This is a genomic window from Peribacillus sp. NPDC094092 (assembly GCF_050279365.1).
Taxonomy (GTDB): domain Bacteria; phylum Bacillota; class Bacilli; order Bacillales; family DSM-1321; genus Peribacillus.
The window spans coordinates 303527-326961 of record NZ_JBNNUC010000005.1; the positions used below are offsets into that span (position 1 = coordinate 303527).

21 protein-coding genes are annotated in these 23435 nt (G+C 40.8%); 8 read left to right on the plus strand and 13 right to left on the minus strand.

The window, feature by feature from the left end; all coding sequences use genetic code 11:
- Window positions 1-417 precede the first annotated feature (417 nt).
- From bioF to bioC, 3 genes are read left to right on the plus strand one after another with little or no spacing between them, the layout of a single operon-like run.
- Window positions 418-1617 (plus strand): 8-amino-7-oxononanoate synthase, encoded by a 1200-nt coding sequence (bioF, locus tag ACQKNS_RS22055; protein WP_427645391.1) that lies wholly within the window; start codon window positions 418-420, stop codon window positions 1615-1617.
- Window positions 1614-2360 carry an alpha/beta fold hydrolase gene (locus ACQKNS_RS22060; protein ID WP_427645393.1) on the plus strand — a complete coding sequence of 249 codons (747 nt, stop codon included), beginning with the start codon at window positions 1614-1616 and terminating at the stop codon, window positions 2358-2360. The genes bioF and ACQKNS_RS22060 overlap by 4 nt, the downstream gene beginning before the upstream one ends.
- On the plus strand, window positions 2353-3213 hold the full coding sequence (gene bioC, locus ACQKNS_RS22065; RefSeq protein WP_427645395.1) for a malonyl-ACP O-methyltransferase BioC: 861 nt from the start codon (window positions 2353-2355) through the stop codon (window positions 3211-3213). The genes ACQKNS_RS22060 and bioC overlap by 8 nt, the downstream gene beginning before the upstream one ends.
- Before the next feature lie 143 nt (window positions 3214-3356).
- Here bioC and ACQKNS_RS22070 read toward each other — a convergent pair whose 3' ends face one another.
- From ACQKNS_RS22070 to ACQKNS_RS22085, 4 genes are all read right to left on the minus strand, one after another.
- Window positions 3357-4034, minus strand: a complete 678-nt coding sequence (locus ACQKNS_RS22070) for an ABC transporter ATP-binding protein (protein ID WP_427645396.1) — start codon at window positions 4032-4034, stop codon at window positions 3357-3359.
- Window positions 4031-5137 (minus strand): ABC transporter permease, encoded by a 1107-nt coding sequence (locus ACQKNS_RS22075; protein ID WP_427645397.1) that lies wholly within the window; start codon window positions 5135-5137, stop codon window positions 4031-4033. The genes ACQKNS_RS22070 and ACQKNS_RS22075 overlap by 4 nt, the downstream gene beginning before the upstream one ends.
- 99 nt (window positions 5138-5236) lie before the next feature.
- Window positions 5237-6616, minus strand: coding sequence for a sensor histidine kinase (locus tag ACQKNS_RS22080; protein ID WP_427645398.1), 1380 nt, complete (start codon window positions 6614-6616; stop codon window positions 5237-5239).
- A complete protein-coding gene (locus ACQKNS_RS22085) occupies window positions 6613-7290 on the minus strand; it encodes a response regulator transcription factor (protein ID WP_427645399.1) in 678 nt (225 codons plus the stop codon). Before ACQKNS_RS22085 ends, ACQKNS_RS22080 begins: the two co-directional genes overlap by 4 nt.
- Window positions 7291-7647: 357 nt before the next feature.
- Between ACQKNS_RS22085 and ACQKNS_RS22090 the strand changes: the two genes are divergently transcribed.
- Together ACQKNS_RS22090 and ACQKNS_RS22095 are read left to right on the plus strand one after the other, a co-directional pair.
- Window positions 7648-8619 carry a bile acid:sodium symporter family protein gene (locus tag ACQKNS_RS22090; protein WP_427645400.1) on the plus strand — a complete coding sequence of 324 codons (972 nt, stop codon included), beginning with the start codon at window positions 7648-7650 and terminating at the stop codon, window positions 8617-8619.
- A gap of 261 nt (window positions 8620-8880) precedes the next feature.
- Window positions 8881-10137, plus strand: a complete 1257-nt coding sequence (locus tag ACQKNS_RS22095; RefSeq protein ID WP_427645401.1) for a DUF445 domain-containing protein — start codon at window positions 8881-8883, stop codon at window positions 10135-10137.
- A gap of 243 nt (window positions 10138-10380) precedes the next feature.
- Here the strand turns inward: ACQKNS_RS22095 and ACQKNS_RS22100 are convergent, their stop codons facing one another.
- From ACQKNS_RS22100 to ACQKNS_RS22135, 8 genes are all read right to left on the minus strand, one after another.
- Window positions 10381-10572 carry a hypothetical protein gene (locus tag ACQKNS_RS22100; protein ID WP_427645402.1) on the minus strand — a complete coding sequence of 64 codons (192 nt, stop codon included), beginning with the start codon at window positions 10570-10572 and terminating at the stop codon, window positions 10381-10383.
- 396 nt (window positions 10573-10968) lie between these two features.
- Window positions 10969-11289: a hypothetical protein gene (locus tag ACQKNS_RS22105; RefSeq protein ID WP_427645403.1), complete on the minus strand. Its 321-nt coding sequence runs from the start codon at window positions 11287-11289 to the stop codon at window positions 10969-10971.
- A gap of 555 nt (window positions 11290-11844) precedes the next feature.
- On the minus strand, window positions 11845-12867 hold the full coding sequence (locus tag ACQKNS_RS22110; protein WP_427645404.1) for an ADP-ribosylglycohydrolase family protein: 1023 nt from the start codon (window positions 12865-12867) through the stop codon (window positions 11845-11847).
- Window positions 12868-13182: 315 nt separating this feature from the next.
- Window positions 13183-13452 carry a hypothetical protein gene (locus ACQKNS_RS22115; RefSeq protein ID WP_427645405.1) on the minus strand — a complete coding sequence of 90 codons (270 nt, stop codon included), beginning with the start codon at window positions 13450-13452 and terminating at the stop codon, window positions 13183-13185.
- 9 nt (window positions 13453-13461) lie between these two features.
- Window positions 13462-15423, minus strand: a complete 1962-nt coding sequence (locus ACQKNS_RS22120) for a ribonuclease YeeF family protein (RefSeq protein WP_427645406.1) — start codon at window positions 15421-15423, stop codon at window positions 13462-13464.
- The gene (locus ACQKNS_RS22125) at window positions 15420-15710 is read right to left on the minus strand and encodes a YwqI/YxiC family protein (protein WP_144478758.1); all 291 of its coding nucleotides are present in this window, start codon (window positions 15708-15710) and stop codon (window positions 15420-15422) included. Before ACQKNS_RS22125 ends, ACQKNS_RS22120 begins: the two co-directional genes overlap by 4 nt.
- Window positions 15710-16135 carry a YwqH-like family protein gene (locus ACQKNS_RS22130; protein ID WP_427645407.1) on the minus strand — a complete coding sequence of 142 codons (426 nt, stop codon included), beginning with the start codon at window positions 16133-16135 and terminating at the stop codon, window positions 15710-15712. Before ACQKNS_RS22130 ends, ACQKNS_RS22125 begins: the two co-directional genes overlap by 1 nt.
- A 236-nt stretch (window positions 16136-16371) precedes the next feature.
- On the minus strand, window positions 16372-17772 hold the full coding sequence (locus ACQKNS_RS22135) for a M28 family peptidase (RefSeq protein ID WP_427645408.1): 1401 nt from the start codon (window positions 17770-17772) through the stop codon (window positions 16372-16374).
- Between the two features lie 271 nt (window positions 17773-18043).
- On the opposite strand from ACQKNS_RS22135, the gene ACQKNS_RS22140 reads away from it, so the two are divergent.
- Genes ACQKNS_RS22140 through ACQKNS_RS22150 form a run of 3 tightly spaced genes read left to right on the plus strand, consistent with a single transcriptional unit; the run spans window position 18044 to window position 22256 of the window.
- Entirely contained in the window at window positions 18044-19192 is a 1149-nt protein-coding gene (locus ACQKNS_RS22140; protein WP_427645409.1) for an iron-containing alcohol dehydrogenase, read from the plus strand.
- A 12-nt stretch (window positions 19193-19204) separates the two neighbouring features.
- Window positions 19205-20821, plus strand: coding sequence for an ATP-binding protein (locus ACQKNS_RS22145; protein ID WP_427645410.1), 1617 nt, complete (start codon window positions 19205-19207; stop codon window positions 20819-20821).
- A 4-nt stretch (window positions 20822-20825) separates the two neighbouring features.
- Complete coding sequence (locus ACQKNS_RS22150; protein ID WP_427645411.1) at window positions 20826-22256, plus strand: sigma-54-dependent transcriptional regulator; 1431 nt, start codon at window positions 20826-20828, stop codon at window positions 22254-22256.
- Between the two features lie 42 nt (window positions 22257-22298).
- On the opposite strand, the gene adhP is transcribed toward ACQKNS_RS22150, so the two are convergent.
- Window positions 22299-23312, minus strand: coding sequence for an alcohol dehydrogenase AdhP (gene adhP, locus ACQKNS_RS22155; RefSeq protein ID WP_427645465.1), 1014 nt, complete (start codon window positions 23310-23312; stop codon window positions 22299-22301).
- Window positions 23313-23435: the final 123 nt, after the last annotated feature.

The following is a 23435-nucleotide window of genomic DNA, read 5'->3' on the forward strand; positions in this document are numbered from 1 at the left end:
AATGTGAATTCGGTTAAATTCACTGCTCTATAGTAACATGGAATTCCATTTAATCCTTCAAAGATTTGAAGGTTTAACAAAAAGACTACCTTGAAAGTTAGATTATCTTCAATGAACGGGCTCAATACATACAAAGGCACTAATTTTCACCAAGCTCTTTTATACATTAGCTTAACAAAGCCGATGCCTAGCCTCCTTCTCCCCAAACTTATTTTTATATTAGTTTCATGCTCCTTAACTTGGTTCACATAACCAAACAGCACGCTTTTCATAAGTGTCTTTTTTCGACCTTTAATATCCCCGGATTAATTTATTCAGTCCCTTATCAAGGCTTGACAGTTTCATTGAGTCATGATTAGAATATTTTATATGTTAACTTATATTCATTTTAGTTAACATATAAAAAGGAGAATGGGCATGCACAGTGAAAAAAAATTACCTTGTTGGGAAGAAAAAATAAAGAAAGAACTGGCTTATTTAGAAGGGATATCGCAAAAACGCGAACTCGTATCGACAGCATTCGCCGACCAGACATGGCTGATGATCAATGGGTGCAAGATGCTAAATCTAGCTTCTAATAACTATTTAGGATATGCAGGGGATGAGCGGCTGAAAAAGGCGATGGTGGATGCAGTATATACATACGGTGCAGGAGCAACGGCTTCACGTTTGATCATTGGCAATCATCCACTTTACGAGCAAGCGGAACAAGCTCTTGCCGATTGGAAGAAGGCCGAAGCAGGACTCATTATCAACAGTGGATATAACGCGAACCTTGGAATTATATCCACCTTGCTGTCCCGAAACGATATTATTTATAGCGATAAATTGAATCATGCAAGCATTGTCGATGGAGCTCTTTTAAGCCGTGCAAAGCATATACGCTATCGTCATAATGATTTAGATCATTTAGAAGCATTTTTGAAAAAAGCACCAATTGAAGCACGTAAATTAATCGTGACGGATACAGTCTTCAGCATGGACGGTGACTTTGCTTATCTCGAAGAACTCGTTCGGTTAAAGGAACGTTATAACGCAATGCTAATGACAGATGAAGCACACGGAAGCGGCATCTACGGGAAAAACGGTGAAGGTTATGCCGGTCATCTCCAACTTCAAAATGAAATAGATATCCAAATGGGAACATTCAGTAAAGCGCTCGGTTCATTCGGTGCCTATGTCGTCGGGAAAAAATGGCTCATCGACTATTTAAAAAATCGCATGCGCGGATTCATCTATTCAACTGCACTCCCACCGACCATACTCGGTGCCATAAAAACAGCGATTGAGCTTGTACAGCAAGAACCTGAACGCCGCTCACTGCTCCAAACACACTCAAATCACTTTAGAGAAGAACTTACATATTACGGGTTTAATATTTGCGGAAGCCGATCACAAATTGTTCCTATCGTCATCGGGGAAAACGAAAAAGCGATGAAATTTGCCGCACGCTTGCAAAAAGAAGGAATTGCTGCTATTGCTGTCAGGCCGCCGACCGTCCCAGAGAAAGAGGCGAGAATCCGGTTTACCGTAACAGCTCTCCACGATAAAAAAGATCTTGATTGGGCAGTTGAAAAGGTATCCATCATAGGAAAAGAAATGGGTGTTATTGAATGAAACAGCCGAATTTAGTCGTGCTTCCTGGCTGGGGAATGGAAAAAGAGGCGTTTCAGCCGTTAATCAAACCGCTGTCAGAATTATTTCACCTTTCATTTATAGAATGGAGAGCTATGAAAGCATTAAATGACTTTGAAGAAAAAGTCATAGACACAATCACTTCCATCGATGGTCCTGTTTATTTACTGAGCTGGTCATTGGGATCACTAGTATCACTTGAACTTGCAAGTTCGTATCGAGAAAAAATAAAAGGTTTTATCTTTTTTGGTGCAACAAGTCGGTTTATAACAGGAGAGCATTATCCATTTGGCTGGGATCCACGAATGGTCGAGCGCATGAAGAAACAACTGCAGCGGAATAAAGAAAAGACTTTGACTTCTTTCTATGAAGCGATGTTTTCCGAAGCTGAAAAAGAAGCAGGTTTTTATCATCAATTCATCTCGACCATTCAAAGCGAGTTTCATGGAGATGATGTGTTTTCGCTTCTTATTGGCTTGGATTATCTACTTCAGAAAGATGCTAGAGCAAAACTCGACCGGATCGAGGCCCCCTGTATATTGCTTCATGGGAGGGAAGACAACATTTGTCCGCTTGAAGCCTCCTCCTTCATTAAAGAAAATCTAGGTGGGAAAGCCGAGTTTCATATTATCGAAGGCGCTGGTCATATTCCATTTTTCACAAATCCGCAGGAATGTGTCCAGTTTATAAAAACATTTGTTCAAAAGGAGTACAATCATGATTGATAAACGATTGTTAAGCAAACGGTTCAGTGAACACGCGAAAACATATGATGCGTACGCCAATGTCCAAAAAAGCATGGCAAAACAATTAGTGGATTTGCTTCCTCAAAAAAACACCAATCATAAAATCAATATTCTTGAAATCGGCTGCGGCACTGGTTACTTAACCAGGTTACTCGTCAAAACATTTCCCAATGCCGCTATTACGGCTGTTGATTTGGCACCAGGAATGGTCGAAGTGGCAAAAGGAATGACAGATAAAGAACGTGTTACATTTTTATGTACGGATATCGAGGAAATGGCGCATATTGAAAATTACGACTTGATTATTTCCAATGCAACGTTTCAATGGCTGAATGATCTTCCTGCAACACTTGAAAAACTGTTTACAAGATTAACGGCTGAAGGAAGCCTGATATTTTCAACGTTCGGAATAGATACCTTTCAAGAGCTTCATAGGTCATATGAACAGGCGAAAGAAAAGCTTAAGCTTTCTATTGATAGTTCACCAGGCCAAATGTTTTACAATCTAGAAGAACTATCCCGAATTTGTGAAGCAGCAATCCCCTATTCATCAGCAGTTCCAATCGAGATCACAAAAATGGAAAAGTTTGAACTGGAGCACTTTCAGACAGTACGTGAATTTTTCACTTCAATTAAAAAGATTGGTGCGGCTAACAGCAACAAAGAAAACTACTGCCAGCGTCCTTCCCTTTTTCGAGAGTTAATCAACATATACGACAAAGAATATCGAAATGAATCAGGTGTGAAAGCAACCTATCACGGCTTGTTCTTTAAGATAGAAAAACATGATCATTCCGAAAAATCCGGGCTACAAGCAAGGTATTATACATAATTGCAGGCCGTTACTATAAAGTAACGACCAGTAAGTATATGCTGATTGATTAACCAGGTTTTGATTCATGCCGCCGCCTCCCCTCATTCCTTTGGAGAAACGGCGGCCTATTTACAGCTTATTGAAAGTATTTTCGTATGACTTCATCCAAAAACCTTACCATCCGTAATATTGACCACTCGATCACATAAATCTAACATTCTTTCATCGTGCGTTACCATGATGGCCGCTTTATTTCTTGACTTCACCTCATGTGCAAGCATTTCAACAACATCCCTGCCTCTTTTGGAATCAAGGCTTGCGGTTGGTTCATCCGCTAAAATGATTTCTGGATCATTCATCAGCGAACGGGCGATGGCTACACGCTGCCGCTCACCGCCCGACAGAGCTTCCGGCAAGTGATCTGCCCGATGTCCGAGTCCAAGGTGGCTAATCAATTCGTCCGCCTTTTTCATGGTTTTTTTATCCCGCTTGCCAATCAGTTCGGAAAGTAGCAGAAGCTGATCCCTTACAGTGAGGTATGGCACAAGATTCGATGATTGGAATACAAACCCGATCTTTTCAAGGCGGACTCTAGTCAATTCCTTTGGAGATAGAGTTGTAATATCCTCATCATTCAGCAGTAAGCGCCCTTTGCTCGGAGATAGTAACGCACCTGCTATCGAAAGAAAAGTACTTTTTCCTGAACCTGAAGGACCCACGATGGCAATGAATTCCCCCGCCCTCACATTCAGGGAAATATTATCAAGGGCTGTCACCTTAATATCGCCTTCCCCATAAATCTTGCTGATGTTTTCAAATAATAGTTTATCCCCCATCATGATACCCTCCCAATTGCTTCGATCGCATCTATCTTCGCAACTCGGTATAGTGATAGCAGCGAACCCAATACGGATACAACCAAAAGTAACACGGAATATTTAATGACCAAATCGCTACTCAATTCAAATGGCATTCCTTCTGGCATGATTAACGTGACGACATATGTCAGGGCAACACTGATGGCTATGCATGTCACGGCAAGCAGCATTACTTGGCCAACGATACTTTTTGCCAAGTAGCCCGTATTGGCCCCAAGTGCTTTAAGGACTCCAAATTGATTCGTCTTCTGCAGGGTAATCACATAAAAGAATACAGCCAAAACGAAAGCTGCAATGACAAACAAGAAGGCAATCATCATCGTCAACGTACCCTGTTCCTCTTTGAACCCTGGTATGCTCTGAAGTGATTCATCTTTCGAAATGAGCGTTAGTCCTTCAGGCAATGATTCACGTACTTTTTCTTCTGACTTCGAATCCATTTGCACGGCTATCGTACTGATTGAATCCGTATCTTGATTTTTCAATGCAGGATTAATCTCCTGCCATCCCTTAACGTTCATGTAAACTACCGGTGAGTGGCTGTAAGACTGCTTTTCCGTAAAACCAACAATGGTGAAAACTTTGCCTGATAGGCCATCTTTAAGTGAATCACCCAATTTATAACCCACTTCTTTTAAGGAACGATCTGCTACGACTTCACCTTGTCTCTCATTGTCATAGTTCTTTCCTTCAATGACCTTCGGTGCTAAAATACCGCTGGCATCGGTCGCAAAAATGGTGACATCCGTTTTCTCTGATGAGCCGACTTTATTCAATGTGATCATCATTTGCCCCAAACCTTCGGCTGCTTTAACATCGGCTGAAGCCCGGATTTCATCCAGCTTCTCCACGGATATGATCGATCGGTTCAATTTATTTTTGGAGTCATGCTCCATTACGAAATAGTCGGCCTTCATGTTTTGTATGGATGAAGCATTATCTGAAGAAAGTCCATTAGCTAATCCTGAAATGATAAAGACAAGCAAAGCGACCAATACCATGATCAGTCCAATCAGCAGATAACGTAACTTTGAATGCTTTAGTTCACGTATTGCCAAAAACATTATTTCATCTCCCATTCCTTTTGTTTACCGCTCAAGTCCTACTTAATTCGGTATGAACCGATTGTAAACAATCAATATGAATGGAAGATGAACAACTGATTACATAAGGGGCAACCGTATATAAAAAGTGGTTCCTTTACCGAGTTCGCTTGAAACTTCGATCGTTCCCCCATGAAGTTCGACTGTCTTCTTCGTAATCGAAAGTCCTAATCCGCTGCCTGTTTCACTCCTGTTCCTCACTTTGTCGACTTTATAAAAGCGATCAAAGATATAAGGAAGGTCTTCTTCTGGAATTCCCATGCCCGTATCCGCGATCATCACCTCAACAGCACTGCCTATTTTTTTAATCCGAATATTGATCGAACTGCCGGATTCCGAGTATTTAATACTATTGGTTATCAAATTCGTCCATACTTGATTTAAAAGCTGCTCATCCGCAGAAATGATGGTTGTAGGCAAGTCCATTTCGATCACCATATCTTTTTCCCGCCAATTCCACTCCAGCATGAACAGCACTTGCCGTATTTGTTGCGCTAAATCGAATCGGGACCGTTGCAGCGGATCATCCACTTTATCTAACGAAGCAAGCATGAGCAGCTGCTTGCTTAACAACGACATCCGCCTGCTTTCTTTTTCAATAATGGACAAGTACTGATTTCTTTGTTCTTTTGTTAATTCCTCCGATTGGAGGGTTTGGGAAAAACCTTGGATGGATGCAAGCGGAGATTGAATTTCATGGGATACATTCGATACGAACTCCTGTCTCATTTCATCCAACCGTTGGATACTATGGGTCATTTTCGAGAAATGCTGCGCCAAATCCCCTATTTCATCGCTCCGGGTGACATTCAATTCACTACTATAATCCCCATTGGCGATTCTTTTTGTAGCTTCCGTTAATTTCGTAATCGGCTTCACGATGAAACGCGTGTTAATGATCACAAATAAAAAACTGAGCAGGAGCGTGAGTACGAGTAAAACTGCAAGGAAAAAGCGGAACTCACCAAACTGCAGCTCTATATTCGGTCTTACAAACAATGCATGCTTTTCGCCATTGACGTTCAACGGGACCCCAATGCTATTAATCAATACATCTTCAAAAAATCCGGTAATAAATAGCCCATTATTATAATGGGCGATCCCTTGATAGGTCTTCCCGTTCAAAACTGCAGAAATCGTATCCGTGTCCAATGACGTTTCACGAAACGGTTCACCATATAAAGTTCCTTCACCCTGCTCATTAAATAGATACATTTGATAGTGCAATCCTGCAATATGATTTAAATACGCATCAATGTCCTGATCAGGATTTTCCTCATATAAAGAGACGATTTCACTTGCGACTTTCTTTATCTTCTCACCATTGTTGGGTTTTTGAACCTGATGATAATAAACATTGGAAATTAAAAAAGCGATGACACTGGCAAGCACCATGATCAAAATGGTTTGAATGACTATCCTGAAATAGAGTGTTTTCACTTCTTGTTGACCTCCAGTTTATAACCTAAGCCACGGACAGTCGTTATAACAAAATCATCAGTCCGTCCGGCAAAACGTTCCCTTAACCGTTTAATATGGACATCGACCGTCCGATCATCCCCTTCAAAATCAGCACCCCATACCAATTCAATAAGCTGTTCACGCGTAAAGACTTGATCAGGAAAACTCCCCAGCTGTGCCAGCAGCTCGAATTCCTTAAGCGGCAGGAGCAGCGTATTCCCCATTATTCGAACCTCATAACTTTTACGGTCAATGACCGTTTGATTCAATGAGATGGATTCAGAATTCACCATACGGTACCTTCGCAATAGCGCTTTTATCCGGAATAAAAGTTCCCGTGGTTCGAATGGCTTCACGAGGTAATCATCCGTACCCGCAAAATACCCCTTTTCCTTATCGATTAGTTGATCTTTAGCAGTCAATAAAATGACCGGCAGATCATATTGATCCCGGATTTCCTTACAAAGATCCAGTCCGTTTTTAAACGGCATCATAATATCGACAACCGCCAGATGGACCCGTTCCTTCTCCAGCATCAAGGAAGCCTCATTCCCATCCTTCGCTTCCGATACCATGTACCCTTCCTTTTCCAAGTGAAATTTAAGCAACTCCCGAATATGCCGATCATCATCCGCAATTAATATATGTATCAAAGAAACCACATCTCCACTTCTTTTATAGCCCTAGCTAAACTTACAATAGCAATAATTTATCCTTTAAAACAACAAATACTAATTCTTGCTCTAGAAACAGATGGTTATTTTATAGTTGCAGACCCCTCTTATTTTTCATAAAAAAGATAACGGATTTCCAAAAACCTTTCCGCTTTCTTCTTTGTTAATCTTCATTTTCATGCAATATCAGCGCTAGGGAATTTACCATTCAAAAAATCACTTTCAATATGACTATCATAGTGAAACTACCTAAATTTTTTTCTGGCCCAAAAGGGTTTTAAATATTCAGAATATAAACTATAATTGATTTATTTTAAAACATCTAGGAGGGTCACTATGGGAGTAGTAGAGAAAATCAGCACATTTGCTGGTAAGACGTTTACCATTTGGGTCATTATATTTGCCATTATCGCTTATATCTTGCCTGATCATTTTATATGGATTGGAGCCTATATTGTTCCATTATTAGGAATTGTCATGTTTGGCATGGGACTTACATTATCAGCTGCGGATTTTAAAGAAGTTTTCCGGCGACCGAAAGAAGTGGCACTAGGGGTAGCAGGGCACTTTATCATTATGCCCTTATTGGCATTCGTATTAGCGATAGGGTTCGATTTACCGAAAGAAGTCGCTGTTGGGGTTATTTTGGTTGGATGCTGCCCTAGTGGAACAGCATCAAATGTCATGGTGTTTCTTGCGAGAGGAAATGTTGCGCTTGCAGTTGCCATTGCTTCTGTTTCCACTATTCTGGCGCCTATCGTAACCCCCCTGCTTATTTTGCTCTTGGCAAGCAAATGGGTTGATATCAGTATTGGATCACTATTCATTTCCATCATTCAAGTGGTGATCATCCCACTGATGCTTGGATTCATCGTTAAAAAGTTTTTCGGTAAACAGGCAGAGGCCGGTGCAAAGGCTCTGCCTCTAGTATCTGTCATTTCCATCGTTCTGATCGTATCTGCCGTAGTGGCAGGCAGCCAAGATCAGCTGGCTAAAACAGGTTTGCTTATTTTTGCAGTCGTCGTTCTTCATAATGTTCTTGGTTTTCTTCTCGGCTTTTTCTTTGCTCGTTTATGCGGGATGGATTTAGCTAAACAGAAAGCTGTCGCCATGGAGGTTGGTATGCAGAACTCTGGTTTAGGTGTAGCGATAGCAACAGCCCACTTCTCGCCTTTGGCCGCTGTACCTAGTGCCATTTTCAGTGTTTGGCATAATATATCAGGTTCCGTTCTAGCCTTTATTTTCAGCCGCATGAAAGATAAAAAAAATGCAGGGACAAATACTTCGATAAAAACAGATATATCATAATATTGTTGGAAGAATAAAAAAAGCCGATCGAGAAAATCGGCTTTTTTTATTGTGAATCAACCATCCCCTTCTTTGATATTCAAAGGAAAATATCAGTGATTCTTAATATGTGATTTTCCCATCCCCCAATAAATGAACTGACTGCCCTTGTGGGAGTATTTTTTTGAACTACCTGCTATACTACTAGATAAAAGTAAGTTATGGAATTTGCTAATGATTCGGGTTATAGTAATTGATATCATTTTAAGGATGAGGAATATAATGTCACCAAAAATAAAATCGTCAAGAAAAATTGCTAAATATTCACTAATGATCATGGGAGCGGGTTATATTGCAACCACTCCATTTCAAGGTACATTGCCGCTGGATTTATTACATGGAGGGTTTGAGGCAGGATTAGTTGGTGGTTTGGCCGATTGGTTTGCAGTCACTGCATTATTCAGGCACCCGCTTGGATTACCGATCCCCCATACAGCACTTTTGCCCAACAATCGTAAAAGAATGACGAATGCACTTGTTTCGATGCTAAAAAACGATTGGCTTTCTAAGGAAAGTATTCAGGACAAAGTAAAACATATTCCTTTTACAGAAAAATTGATCCCTATTTTAGTAAAAGAGGTACAAAGTGATACTTTTAGAAAAGTCCTGATTAAACTGATCAAGCAAATGATTGGTTATATAGATATAGAAAAGATTACACCTTTCGTTGCAAAAAAAATTGAAGCATCACTTTCTAACATAGACATGGGCAAGATTCTTCATTTAGTAAGTTCAGAGTTACTTAATGAACAGTTTGATAAGAAGGCTTTGGATCATGTTTTGAAAAAAGCGGAAGATTGGTTAAGAAAAAAACAAACCAGCCGCCGACTTGGCACTGTTTCCATGGATGTACTAAGCAAGATCGAACTGGATGGCATGCTTCAGTTTGCCGTCAAATCCATTCAAAGTCTACTTAACGAAGAAAAACTTGGGAATATCATACAAAACCTTTTATTAAGTGTCGTAAATAATTTACAAAACGAGAAAGAACCAAATAGAGAGGCTTTAATCCTATATATCCGAAATGAGATACAAGGCATTAACCATAACCGGGAACTGTTGGAAGGAGTTGAAAAATGGAAAAATCAACTTCTGACAAAATGGGAGCCTGAGGCGACAATAAAGGGAAGTCTACAACAAATTCAACAAGATGCATTGAATTTCATCGAAGAAGAACATTTCATGGATACTTACCTGACTCCACTGATTCAGCACGTACTGGACAACATTAAAGAAAATAGCACGCACATCGATCATTGGATACAGAAACAAATTACTGTTCTCATTGAAAAAAACCATACGCAGATCGGGAACCTTGTACAGGAAAATTTAGATAAGCTAGACAATGAAACACTGATTGATATGATGGAAAATGGTGTAGGAAAAGACTTACAATGGATTCGTGTAAACGGAGCGGTCTGTGGTTTCATAATAGGGCTCATCCTAACAGGTGCACAGGCACTACTTAAGCTGTTATAATTCAGGCACCGACGGCCGATATTGTACCGGAAGAATACTGTCAGTACTAAATCATCTGGGGCTGATTCGTTTCCATTAAATCCCTTGCAATTAGTTTGCCGCCAATATGCAGGGTCCTCTTTTTTATTCGAAAATGAAGAGATAAACAAAAAGCTAGTCAAGTTTTTCAAGAAATACCCTGGCTAGTTTTTCCTTTTGTACTACAATTAATTGAAGCCCCACTTAAAGCAGGGCTTCAATTAACTAAGGTTTGAATTGCTGATCACTAAGCCAGCCATCAATATGATCTAAATTAAAAATCAGCAAATTATCGATCGGTCTGAGGTGGGGTATCTTTTTATTTACTATTAGATCATTGATTTCCTCTTCGGTAATCGGATAATTTACCGACTCAAGGTAAATTATTAACCTTTTTATACCATAGGCTTTCCTCATTTAATCACCTCCCACCAAATTCTCCTTATTCCACATAAAGAAAACTTAGTGCTAGATATTAAATGAAAGACCGCTTAATACCTTAATACCCGCTTTATGAACGAATAATCGCTTTATTGCTTCATTAAAGAATTGGTTGAAACATTCGTATATATACAATAAAAAAGCGTCCTCGGACGCTATTAGGAGAGTTCAGCAATATCGAATTTTTTGATAAATATCCTTGAATAACGAACGTAAGAATGTTAATAATCTTTACCTCCTACTTCAAGGTTCCCCCCTATTATTTTTCATGTTTGTTATGAGTCCTTAACGGATTTTCTCACTAATCAGTATACCAAGATATGCACATTTCAATTCAAAATATCCATTTCCCAATCTATTTAAACTAATCACTTAAACCAGTTTACTTAAATAATCTCTAATTTTCCCCCTTGGTATAACCTTCCTGCTTTCAGGTAAATCTTCAAATATTAATATTGGTTTTTTCACCGCAATAATCGATTCTATGTCACCTAGCGGTACGTCCTTTTTAAAAACAAATTGCTCTTGCTTTTCGAATCCATAGCAGTCTACATCATTACTATCCATACTAAATAACGAAATCACATTCTCATCCAAGATATGCCTGCCCAATGAATATGGCTCAAACTCTTTACCTTTGTATGCTACCATAAACTTTTGTTCATAAACTAAATCAACTTCTTCTTTAGTCACATCTTTCATCTAATTTACAGTTGGAAAAATAAAACCACCATCTATTTCTAACTCTCCCTTTTTCAGATTACTCATCACTTAATCCCCTTCCGTTTCCTTCAAAAAAAATTCACAACTTTTTAATCTGTAACCTTTTTAATTTGAATTTTTCATTTTGTTAACACTTGTATCCTGTATCTCTACGAAAGTCCTACTGATTGTTACGATATATATTTAATCTTACGAAAACAGTTTTCATTCTTCCATTATTTCAACTTCATCTAAATTAACATTTTTAGAATAAAGATATTTATCTGTTCCGCTCAAAGCCATACTTTTCCGCGAGTTTTAAATGAGGAGTTGATAGAAGAATTTTTCTATCCTCGCCATATACTCTTTCCCGTTATAGATCGTATACTCACCTTTTCTTATCATTTTTTCCACTCACTCCATTCTCCATCACCCAAATTCAAACTGCTTTTTCGCTACCCGTTTTACATAACATAGACTGGACTCTGGACATAAAAACCCCCTATAAAGGACTTTTATAGGGGGTTTTTACATGGGTGATTTGCATCAAGCTCCATACTCTTCTTTAATTGCTTTATCTGCACAAAAACTATGGAATTGATTAATTAATTCATCGATATCTTCTTTTCTTTTGATTTTCTCAAGCCATTCTTTATGAATGTCGTTCATTTTATAATACATACCTGCCATTGTGCCTGTAATGGCTCCTACTGTATCCGTATCATCCCCTAGATTCACTGCTTTTAAAACGGCTTCGCTAAATGAATCTGAATTTCCTAAACACCAAATGGCTGCTTCCAACGTATGAACGACATAACCATCTGACTGAATTTCTTCTTGTGGTAATGAAAAGAAACCTTCCTCAAAAATTCTTGAATAAGATTGCAGCTCTTTTTGGTATATATGATCTTTATCAAAATTCTCATCAAAAAGTTCTTTTATTTCTCGTTTTGAAACTTCAAGAGAATTATTATAATAAAGTCTAAGTAAAAACTCGACATAAATAATGGAACCTACCACAGAACGCGGATGTGCATGGGTAACTTCCGTATATTTTTTAATGGTTTGGATTTTTTCAATGAAATTAAAGCTATTAAAAAGGATAAATGCCACTGGGGCGATCCTCATTAACGCCCCATTCCCATTATCAAACATTGCATCTCCGCCACATTCTTTTGCTGGCGTTCCACTTTTAAACTTGATTATGGCTTCACTGGTCGTTCTGCCAATATCGAACATTTCATGATGTGGTGTCCAATAACCAGATTCCATATACTGAACGAATTTTTGCATTAGCTCCGCTGAATCGCCTTTTTCAATTAAGTTTTCAATTAAACATAAAGTTAATGAAGTATCATCCGACCAGGTACCTGGCGGCTGATTATAGGTTCCATATCCAGTTATATCATTAATAGTAAAAGTCCCTCTTTTTTTAAATTCAACTGGGACACCAAGCATGTCGCCAATAATACCGCCATACAGACTTGGTAACATTCTTTGTTTTAGATTAAATCTCAAAAAACTTTTACTATCGTCTTCCCATCTGTCTACCATTCTTCTGCCTGTCATTCCTTACACCTACTTTTTTTAAAAGTACTATTTTGTCATCTTCAGTACTCCTTGATTAATTTCAAGGTGCTACGGATTGATTAAGGTAACACTTTGGTTTTATATACACTAATACCTATACTACAACCACTATAATATTTTTCCATTTAATCACAAGAGCAAAATCAGTTCGTATTTCCAAATTACCTGCTTACCATATTCCTCAAAATTTATACTGTCAATTTCATTAAAAAACCTTGAAAGGCATATATATATCCAATCAAGGTCTAAGTTAAGTCATAAAGCTAACTCTAGTTAATTTTGTAACAACTATTTTTATAATAATTCTTTATTTAATTTTTCAGCTTTATGTAACTCTCCTAATAATGGATTTTGATAGTCACTATAACTATCCATATAAGCCCTTATGCCACCAATTATATTTAATTCTCTTATATCTTTATTATTCTCCAATATTGTCAATGCATTCTTATATCTTATATATATAAGTTGTAAAACACCACTAGTAATTTCATTATAATAATCATTTTCAAGATTATTTATTACAACTTTTATTTGGTTAATTAACTGATTTTTCTTATCCATTTTATCCCCCTATCTACTTGGAACCCCTCTAATTTCCTTTATCCATTCTGAAGACCATCCTTGGGGTAATAGTATTTGATCTCCATCACCTTCTAGTAATGCTCCTGATTTTGTATATTGCTTTTCAACTCTACCTATATTTAAAACTTGTCCCTTTGGTACTTCTATAACAGCTTCATATTGTCTAGAATTTTTCCAATCAGGTACTAATGCAGTATTTATTTTTGCATTTATTCTATTTCCAGCTGGGCTAGTAGTGACAAATGCTCCATTAACTTTTGCTCCACCACCATAAGTTCTATAAAATGTAATACTTTCTTTAGTAATTACAGTTCTATAAATACCATCAGTAAATGATTCACTTATCCAATCAGGTAAATCTACTTTTTCAATTACTTTCACCTTTTCATCAATTTTCGTTGAATATTTACCAAAGGTTTCAACTTTACCCGTCCCCTTAGGAATACTCTCCCCTGAAACACCCTCTACTTTGCTATCCTTCACCGTGAATTTCTGATAGGCTTCCTTAATTGTCTGCTTTTCCATCATAACTTGGCGAAGAGTTGGTCCTCCTGCGAGGGATACTTGTTCCATACTTATACGTTTAGGAATTTCTTTTTTACTTAGTTCTTCACCTATATTTTTTAACGTGGTTTTTCCAGATCGCGCTATGTCTGTTATTGTAGCTTGAACCTTCTGAACCTGCTTTTGCACAAATTCCTTACTGTAAGGAATGAACTTTGTACCACTCGCTACTTTATCAGCGATTTTAGCCGCACCTGCCACACCGCCGATTCCGAGTGCCATCAACAGGCCGTTCTGGCGCTGTTCCTCGGTTAGCTGGTTGCCGAACATGTCCTTGCCGGTGACCGCTTCTCCGAGGCCGTTGGCTGCGAGGAGTCCGTATATGCCGTATTCGGTTTTCTGGAGGAGACTAAAGCCTTTTGTCGTTTTATAGGCATCGAGCGCGTGGTTCGCTGCGTTGAGTCCTTTGGCCGTTTTGTAGATGGCGCTGCCGCCTTTGATGGCACGGCCAGCCCAGCCGACGACGGGAATGAATCCAGCGGCGGCCATGGCGCCGGCGGCGATTCTTTCGGCATCGGACAGCTTGCGGCCGGTTACTGGATCGACTCCGGTTGAGGCCCTGATTGAATCATAATATCCCGTGAATTCACCTGTAAAGGTTTTTGTCGTATCCCAAGCTTTTTCGTACCATGGGCGGTTTTCGAGTTCTTCCATTTCTTGTTCGATTTTCCGGGCTTCCGCTTGCTGCTTTTTGAAGGTCTGATAGTCTTTCATCTGACCGGCGACTTCATCCTTCACTTGATAGACGTCACTTTTCTTGAAGGCCGATTGGTTGAACGTCATCGGCGAAACGTTGCCGTCCTGTTTGGTGGCATCAAGCAAGGCGCGGAAGAGGCCAACGGCCACATTTTCCTGCCCGACGGACACATCATATTCCTCGACCAATTGCCGGTCGACATTCTCGACCTTTGTCACGGTGTCATCCAGCCTTTGTCCGGCCAGCGTGATTTTTTCATTAAAGTCTTTTTGGTCGAACATATCAAGAGGCAGGATATCGTCAATGCTGTCGAGGATCCTTTGAAGATCGTTTGCTTGTTCATCGACAAGCGACTTCGCTTGGTTGATGCCGTTCGAGACTTCGCCATCTAAAAAGGGAACCTCTACCACCGTATTTCCGGAGAGGTCCGCCTCTTCCAGACTGGCTGGAATGCCTTCCAAAAAACTGATTTGGGTCGTGAAAAGTTCCATCCAGGCGTCCGCCACCTCGATTTGTGCTTCATAAAAGCTTTTGATGGCGGCGGCACCGGCCCCTTGAAACTCGTTATCCAGGCCGACGATGCCCTGAAATTCTTTCTTCAGGGCTGTGACTTCCTTCTTTAGTTCTTCATATTGCTTGGCGCGCGACTTGGTTGCGGCCGTCAATGTCTTGGCTTCATATATTTTCATCGCGTAGGATACCCATGTGAAGACGTATGGGCGATGGCTTCATCCTGTTCTTTTAATAAGTCAATGTTGGCACGGGTATCTTCCACATTTTTCTGGACGATTTTAATATATTGCTCGAAGACCTTCTCCAGGTTCGTTTCCCGGTCGATCCATTTCGAGGTGAATTCCAATTTATTGCTGCCAAGTTCGCCTGCCGGCAAATTTCCAAGCGTGACTGTACCAAGTGCCGTCTTCACCTGATCGACTTGCTTCATTACGGCAGGATGATTCAGTTTGATTGTCGTCATTAAAACAACCACCCTTTTAAATATGATATTTTACTTTCCAATTGATCTATGACGGCTTCCCCTTTACCTAAAAGAACATCCGCTTCATGTGCAATGGTTCCTGCTGCACTCAGAGCCTTTTTTTCTATATTAAGTATCATGATTTTACCGTCGATTTTCTCTTGATAGTCGTCATAATCATCATGGATGATCGTTGACATTGCCTTATATGCATCACTGCGTGCATCTTGAAAGTCTTCAGCACAGTTTCCCGTCCAGCTTTTACCCAAGTCCGGATTTTTAATTTTAACAATTTCCCCCAGACAAGCATTCTGTTCGTCTTTGATTTGTCTTTTTGCCTGCTCCAAACGATTGATTTTTTCATTCACATCGGACATTTTACTGGAGAGGGCAGAGTGAATTTCACTCAATGAATTTGCATACACTTAAAAAATCACCTCAAACATACCTTTTCTCATTATGTAGACTGTCATTTTTTTCATAATTTTTATTATAAGGATTATAGTCTTAGAGTTAAATAGGGATAAATAAGCTATTTATGCTAGGTATTTAGGGAATCCTTCCCATAGTCATCAATTCCGGATTAGACTTATTACCCCTCACTTTCCATTTTTAAACATAAAAAGAGGGTGCAGGCTGCACCCTCTAAATATTTACTGCATTATCTGAATTCCTTTTCGCCAAATAAATGCGGAACTTTCACCTTTTTCCCTTTTTTATGATTGAGAGGTTTTTTAGCTTCGATTTTAGCTTGGTCATAGACGGCGGTGCCGACAATTTCAGCAACATCTTGAAGCTTTTCTTTTGAGATTTTATCAATGGTATCATCAGGAGTATGATACCAAGGTTCTGATGGACTGTGGATGAATAACGCAGCGGGTATTCCTGCCTCAGCAAAAGATACATGGTCACTTCTCCCGCCTTGTCCATATGGGGTCGGCTCTCCATTCAGTCTTGTACTTGATGCCTGGGCCAGCTCGGTTACAAGGTTCATTTCTCCATCATTAGTCAAAATGACCAAATCACCGGCATCCCTGCTTCCCACCATATCGAGATTGAAATTGGCAATGGTCCGCTTGATATCATCATCAGGTAGATTGCTCACATAATGCCGCGAACCTAGCAATCCATTTTCCTCTGCCCCAAAGGTGACGAAGCGAATTTCCGTATCTGTAGGAAGATTCTTCAGAACACGTGCCAGTTCAAGGGTGACGGATGTTCCTGATGCATCATCATTCGCTCCGGGTGCCCCCGCAACCGAATCATGATGCCCAGTAATATAAATGATATCGCTCTTTGTCGCTTTATTGTTCTTTGTTGCTTTTTTCGTTGCCACTACATTATAAGAGGTTTTTTCTCCGGAATGAGCTCCTTCGATTTTTAATGATGCTGTCAATTTGACCCCGGCATTCAATTTTTCCAGCAGGGCTTCTCCATCACTCTTGGTTATCGTGACAGATGGAACATACTTATCATTATCTTCTCCGAGTGTCCCGTTCAATTCCCCATCTGCATTATTGAATAGGATGACACCTGCTGCCCCTTTTTCTGCTGCATTCAATACTTTCTCTGCAAAAGTGAGGCTTCCTCTTTGTATAAGGGCAATCTTCCCTGCAACATCGGTTTCCTTCAGCTCTTCTTTGGTTCCTAGACCGGCATATACAACGTCGCCGGATAGGTCCCCATTAACTGAATAGGTTAAATGGTTCGCTTGGATTTCCCCATCAAATCCGGCAACGGACAGCTCGACCAGATTTGGGTCTGTATAAGATAAAAAATTGAACTCTTCGATATCGGCTTTATAGCCATAAGATTGGAATTGCTTTTTGATGAATTGGACGGCTTTATATTCAGAATCGGTACCGGCCACCCGAGGTGTTTGTGAGAGGTATTCAATATTCTTGTAGATTCGATCGGCATCGATTCTTTTAATGACTTGCTTGTCCGTGGATGGTGCAGATAGCACCGGCGAAGAATGTGGCGCTGCTAAAGCGGTGGTTGTCCCAGCTGTTCCGAGTGTCAATGCTGCGATTAAAGTTACTGATAGTAATTGTTTTTTCATAGATTGCCTCCCAGTTTAATAGATTCCACCCTAATTTTACAATATATAGAAAATACTAACTAGGTATGTTTATCCCTATTCGCACAGGCCTAAAGTAACGAATTTACAAATTAAAGAAATCGGCTGGAGGTTTGACTCATGCCGAAAGTTCTCTGTCATATGATATTTTGTCAGATTATATAAAAATACCTGTAATCCAAACAGGATTTCCGCTCTTTTTCGGGAAAATAATACAGAAGAGATAGAATTTCTACAGGGAGAAGGCGCAAAGATGTCGATAACTAAATTCGTGATGCCGGAAGTGATTTTTGGAAAAGGTTCGATTGAACAGGCTGGCGAGGCATGCTTGCGGCTGGGTGCCAAAAAGGCGCTGATAGTAAGTGATTCAGGGGTCGCCAATGCCGGCTGGTTAGAAATAGTCATAAAATCCTGCCAAGATGCAGGCCTTGCTTTTGCTACCTTCATTGAAATGACGACCAATCCGAAGGACAGGGAGATTGAAGCCGGCTGTTTGACATTTAAAGAACAAGAATGTGATGCAATCATCGGTTTGGGTGGAGGCAGTGCTTTGGATGTCGCCAAAGGGGTTGCCCTTTTAGTAACGAATGGCGGCATCATCAGTGATTATGAAGGTGTGGATAAAGTCCACTCTCCCCTCCCGCCCATGGTGATGATCATGACCACTGCAGGATCGGGATCGGAAGTATCACAGTTTTCGGTGATCGTCGATTCATTCCGCGAGAAAAAAATGACAATCATTTCAAAATCACTCGTCCCCGATATTGCAATAGTCGACCCTGGTACCTTAACCACCTTGGGACCGGATTTGACCGCAGCCACGGGAATGGATGTTTTAACACACGCCATTGAATCCTATGTCTCACTCGCTGCGACACCTTTGACAGATGTACAAGCCAAAAACGCACTTTCCATCGTTTCCCGCCACTTACGCCCCTCTGTCGCTTCCAGGCATAATGAGGAAGCAAAAAAAGCGATGGCGATGGCGAGCCTGCAGGCTGGTCTGGCTTTTTCCAATGCCATTTTGGGAGCCGCCCATGCCATTTCACATGCCATAGGCGGCAAGTACCTCCTTCCGCATGGTGAAATCAATTCGATACTCCTTCCACATGTCATGGACTTCAATCGAATTGCCTCACCAAGGCGATTCAGTGAGATTGCAGGTATCATGGGCATCGATACACGGGCATTGACCGAGCAGGAAGCAGGAATGGCAGCCATACACTTCGTAAGGGAATTATCCCAGGATATAGGGGCTCCCAATAGTTTAAGTGATGTCGGCATTACGAGAGAAATGATAGACCCCATAGGGATGACCGCTCTTGAGGATGCGTGCATGATCACAAATCCTCGTGATATGTCATTAGAACAGATTAATCAGCTGCTTCTTACAGCCCTTTAAGAGGTGAAAAGCATGAACAAACTTGAATTGATAGATTTAATGACAGGTGTTAAATCTTCAAAGAAAACGTATTACACGGAACTTAAGAAAACCGTGGATCAGCTGAAGAAGAAGAATATGCAGCTTGAAATCATGAATGACATCACTAAAAATATGAATATGGACATCGACATCCAAGAGATTCTCCGAAATGTTATTGCAAAACTTAAGCAGCTCATTACATTCGATGACAGTCATTTTGTCATCTTGTATGAGGAAGAACCTGCCCTGCTTCACATCTGCCCTAATGGTCACTGCGAACTTGAAATGGATTCCAAAAACTTGTTACACCCTTTTCAGGATTTCTCGTCCGCCTTGAAGGATAAACAGCCGATTCAGGTGGAAATTAAACCGCTACCGGAATTCTCAGAAAAGGAACGTTTATTATCCCTTGAAATCGAATCGCTTCTATTGGTCCCTTTATACGGAAAAAGTAAAAAAATCGGAATCTGGACTTTCGGCAGGAAGAAAAAGAAAACATGGCTTGAAGATGAACTTGAATTTCTTGAGCAACTATCCAACCAGCTCGCCTTAACTTTGGAGAATGCCCAGCTTTATAAGGAAGTTCTTCATTCCAAACAGGAATGGGAGGATACATTCAAGGCAGTTGAAGATATGATCATCGTCTTTGATCACAAAGGAACGGTCTATCAATCCAATGATTCAGCAAGGGAATTTTCCGACCTGGTTGCTTTAATTGAAAAATCCCAATCTCTGATCCAAGATACCTTTTCATGTAATAAGCCAGGGTTACAGGAAATTCTCCTTCAGCATGATACCATCCTGGAAATGCATGCGTACCCGATTCAGAATAAGGAGCATCAAGTATATGGGGTCATTGCTTATTATAAAAATGTCACCGAAAGAAGACAGATGGAAGTCCAGCTATTGCATGCCGGTAAACTTGGGGCGATCGGTGAAATGGCAGCTGGGATTGCCCATGAATTGAATAGCCCATTAACGGCCATTCTTGGTAACTCGCAAATTTTATTACGTAAAACCCCACAGGACAATCTGGATCATATGCTGTTAAACGATATTAGGATTTGCGGGGATCGATGCAGGCAAATAGTGAAAAGCCTGCTTACCTTTTCAAGGCAGGACGAGTATAGATTCCACTATTACTCTATTAACGAAGCCATTCATCAGGTCCTGAACCTTTTGAAGTTCCAACTTGGGAAGAAGCGGATATCCCTCCATCTTACCCTTCAGGAAGACCTTCCTTACATAAAGGGCAGCCAGCCTCAGATAGAACAGATCATCATCAACTTGCTATTGAATGCCAAGGACGCATTGGATGAGTCCTCCCAAACGGAAAAATCGATTGCGATCACTACCTATACAGAAAACAAGTTCATGGTGGTTCAGGTGACTGATAACGGAACGGGGATTGAAAAAGAACGCCTGCCCTTCATATTCCATCCCTTCCATACGACTAAAGACCGTGAAAAAGGTACGGGTTTGGGGCTGTCTGTAAGCCTTGGCATCGCCAATGACCATGGTGGGAAGATCGACGTTTTGAGCACACCAGGACAAGGAAGCACTTTTTTCCTGAGGCTTCCCTTACAAGCAGAAGAGGAAAGGGGTTGATAATATGGTTCATTTACTTGTGGTAGACGATGAGAAAGAGGTTGGGACTTTTCTTTCCCGTCTTTTTACGATGAAAGGTTATCTCGTACAAGTTGTGAATAGCGGGAAGGATTTTCATGAAATCGATTGGAATCAGCAGCGTTTTGATGTCGCAATGATAGACCTGAAGCTTCCGGATTGTGATGGACTTTCCCTCCTGCAGCATCTAAAACAGCTGCAGCCGCGTTGCAAGGTACTGATCATGACCGGGTATAGCACCGTCAAGACCGCTGTTGATGCAATGAAACTTGGCGCGAGTGATTATATGGAAAAACCCTTTGTGGATATTGAAGTACTGGAAAGGCAGATTGACAACCTTTTGAATGAAAATGAAGCTTTGAATCAGCATTTCATCCATAAACTGGCCGAGGATTCAGGACTCATTGTCGGTGAGAGTCCATTAATGAAAAGTTTGATTGAAACGGCTTTCAAGGTAGCCCAAAAATCCGTCAATGTATTAATCGAGGGAGAAACCGGAAGCGGTAAAGAAGTGCTTTCACGCTTCATTCACATTGCCAGCCCCAGAAACCATGAACCTTTTATCGGCATCAATTGTGGAGCGATCTCAGAATCCCTGCTTGAAAGCGAATTATTCGGTCATGAAAAGGGTGCTTTCACCGGTGCGACCCAGCTGCGAAAGGGTTTTTTCGAAATTGCCGGGAACGGGACGCTTTTTCTCGATGAAATTGCGGATGCGAGTCCCGCAATCCAGGTCAAATTGCTTCGTGTTTTGGAAACGCGGGAATTCATGCGGGTTGGCAGCAGCGGGACATTACGGACGAACGCCCGGTTAGTGGCCGCCTCCAATGAAAATCTGCAGCAGGCAGTGGACAATAATAAATTCCGGGAAGACCTATTTTACCGGCTGAACGTCGTGACTCTCGATATCCCGCCATTAAGGAACCGAAAAGAGGATATTCCCTTGCTTGTCCGTCACTTGATTGAGAGGAATGGTCATGGAAATATCTCCTTTTCCAATGAAGCCATTGAAAAATTACAGCAATACAATTGGCCAGGCAACATACGTGAACTATCTAATGTGGTCATGCGCACATTAACTCTCGCAGACCATAAGTCGGTAATATCCGCCAATGATATCTCTCTCACTAACAGCCAGATCATCCCAGACAAAAACGTGTCCACTTATGGGATTATGCCAACTGATAACCTCCTTGAAGAATGGCGAAAAAGGCTAGTGGCTGACTTTAATGAGAAGGATGAACTGATGCTTGATGAAATCCTTACCGAAATCAAACAGCTTCAATCCACAATCGGAAAGGAGCTCGTCATGCAGGCACTGCAAAAAACCTACGGCAACCGGAATGAAGCTGCCAAACGCTTGCAAATATCCATAAGGAAATTACGTTATATATTAAATGAGAAGAACCAGACATGATAAAAAGGAGGATGCCCCGTTCCAAGGCTTCCTCCTCTGTTCCTATTCCAGCGTCAATACGATGCGTCCGTTGATTTCCCCCTTTTCCATCATTGAAAACACATCATTTATTTCATCAAGTTTCCTCGTCTCTATATTCGTTCTGACTTTACCCTCTGCCGCAAATTGAACAGCTTCCTGTAAATCTTTTCTCGTGCCGACGATTGACCCTTTTACAGTTACCCCATTTAGCACTGTATCAAAAATCGGGATTGGAAGTTCATCATTCGGCAATCCGACTACGACAACTGTTCCGCCCCTCTTGACTGAACTGTAAGCCTGTTCGAAAGCTTTTTTCGTAACCGCTACAGAGATGGATGCCTGCACACCGCCAACCTTATCCTTTATAGCCTGTACAGGATCGGTCTTCAGTCCATTAATCGTGTAATCCGCTCCAAGTTCCGTTGCCAGATCAAGCTTATCATCTTGAATATCAACAGCAATCACATTAAAGCCCATCGCTTTCGCGTATTGCAGGGCAACATGTCCCAATCCGCCAATTCCATAAACCGCTACCCAATCACCAGGTTTTGCTTCTGACACCTTAAGCGCTTTATAAGTCGTTACACCTGCACAGAAAATTGGAGAAACCTCCGCAAAGTCAAGCCCTTCAGGAACCTTCACCACATATTTGGCGGGTGCTTTACAATATTCCGCATACCCTCCGTCCACCGAATAGCCTGCATTCAATTGATCCAAGCAAAGCGTTTCCCTTCCGGTCAGACAATATTCACAATCGCCACAGGCCGAATAAAGCCATGGGATTCCAACACGGTCACCTACTTTCAAGGAAGTTACCCCTTCTGCCACCTTCTCTATAATGCCCACACCCTCATGTCCGGGGATAAGCGGAAGCTTAGGTTTTACCGGCCAATCACCATGTACCGCATGCAAATCTGTATGACACACGCCACAGGCTTTAATTTTCACTAATATCTCTCCATATTCCAACTCTGGGATGGGAACTTCTTTAATCTCAAGTTTTTGGTTAAATTCATTGACGACCGCCGCTTTCATTGTCTTGACATTTTGCTTTGCATTTACAGTGCTTGCCCCTTGTTTTACATTCATGATTCATTTTCCTCCCTTAATCCAGTTGTTTTTATTTTTTTGCTGCTACTTACACCTACTACTTACAAA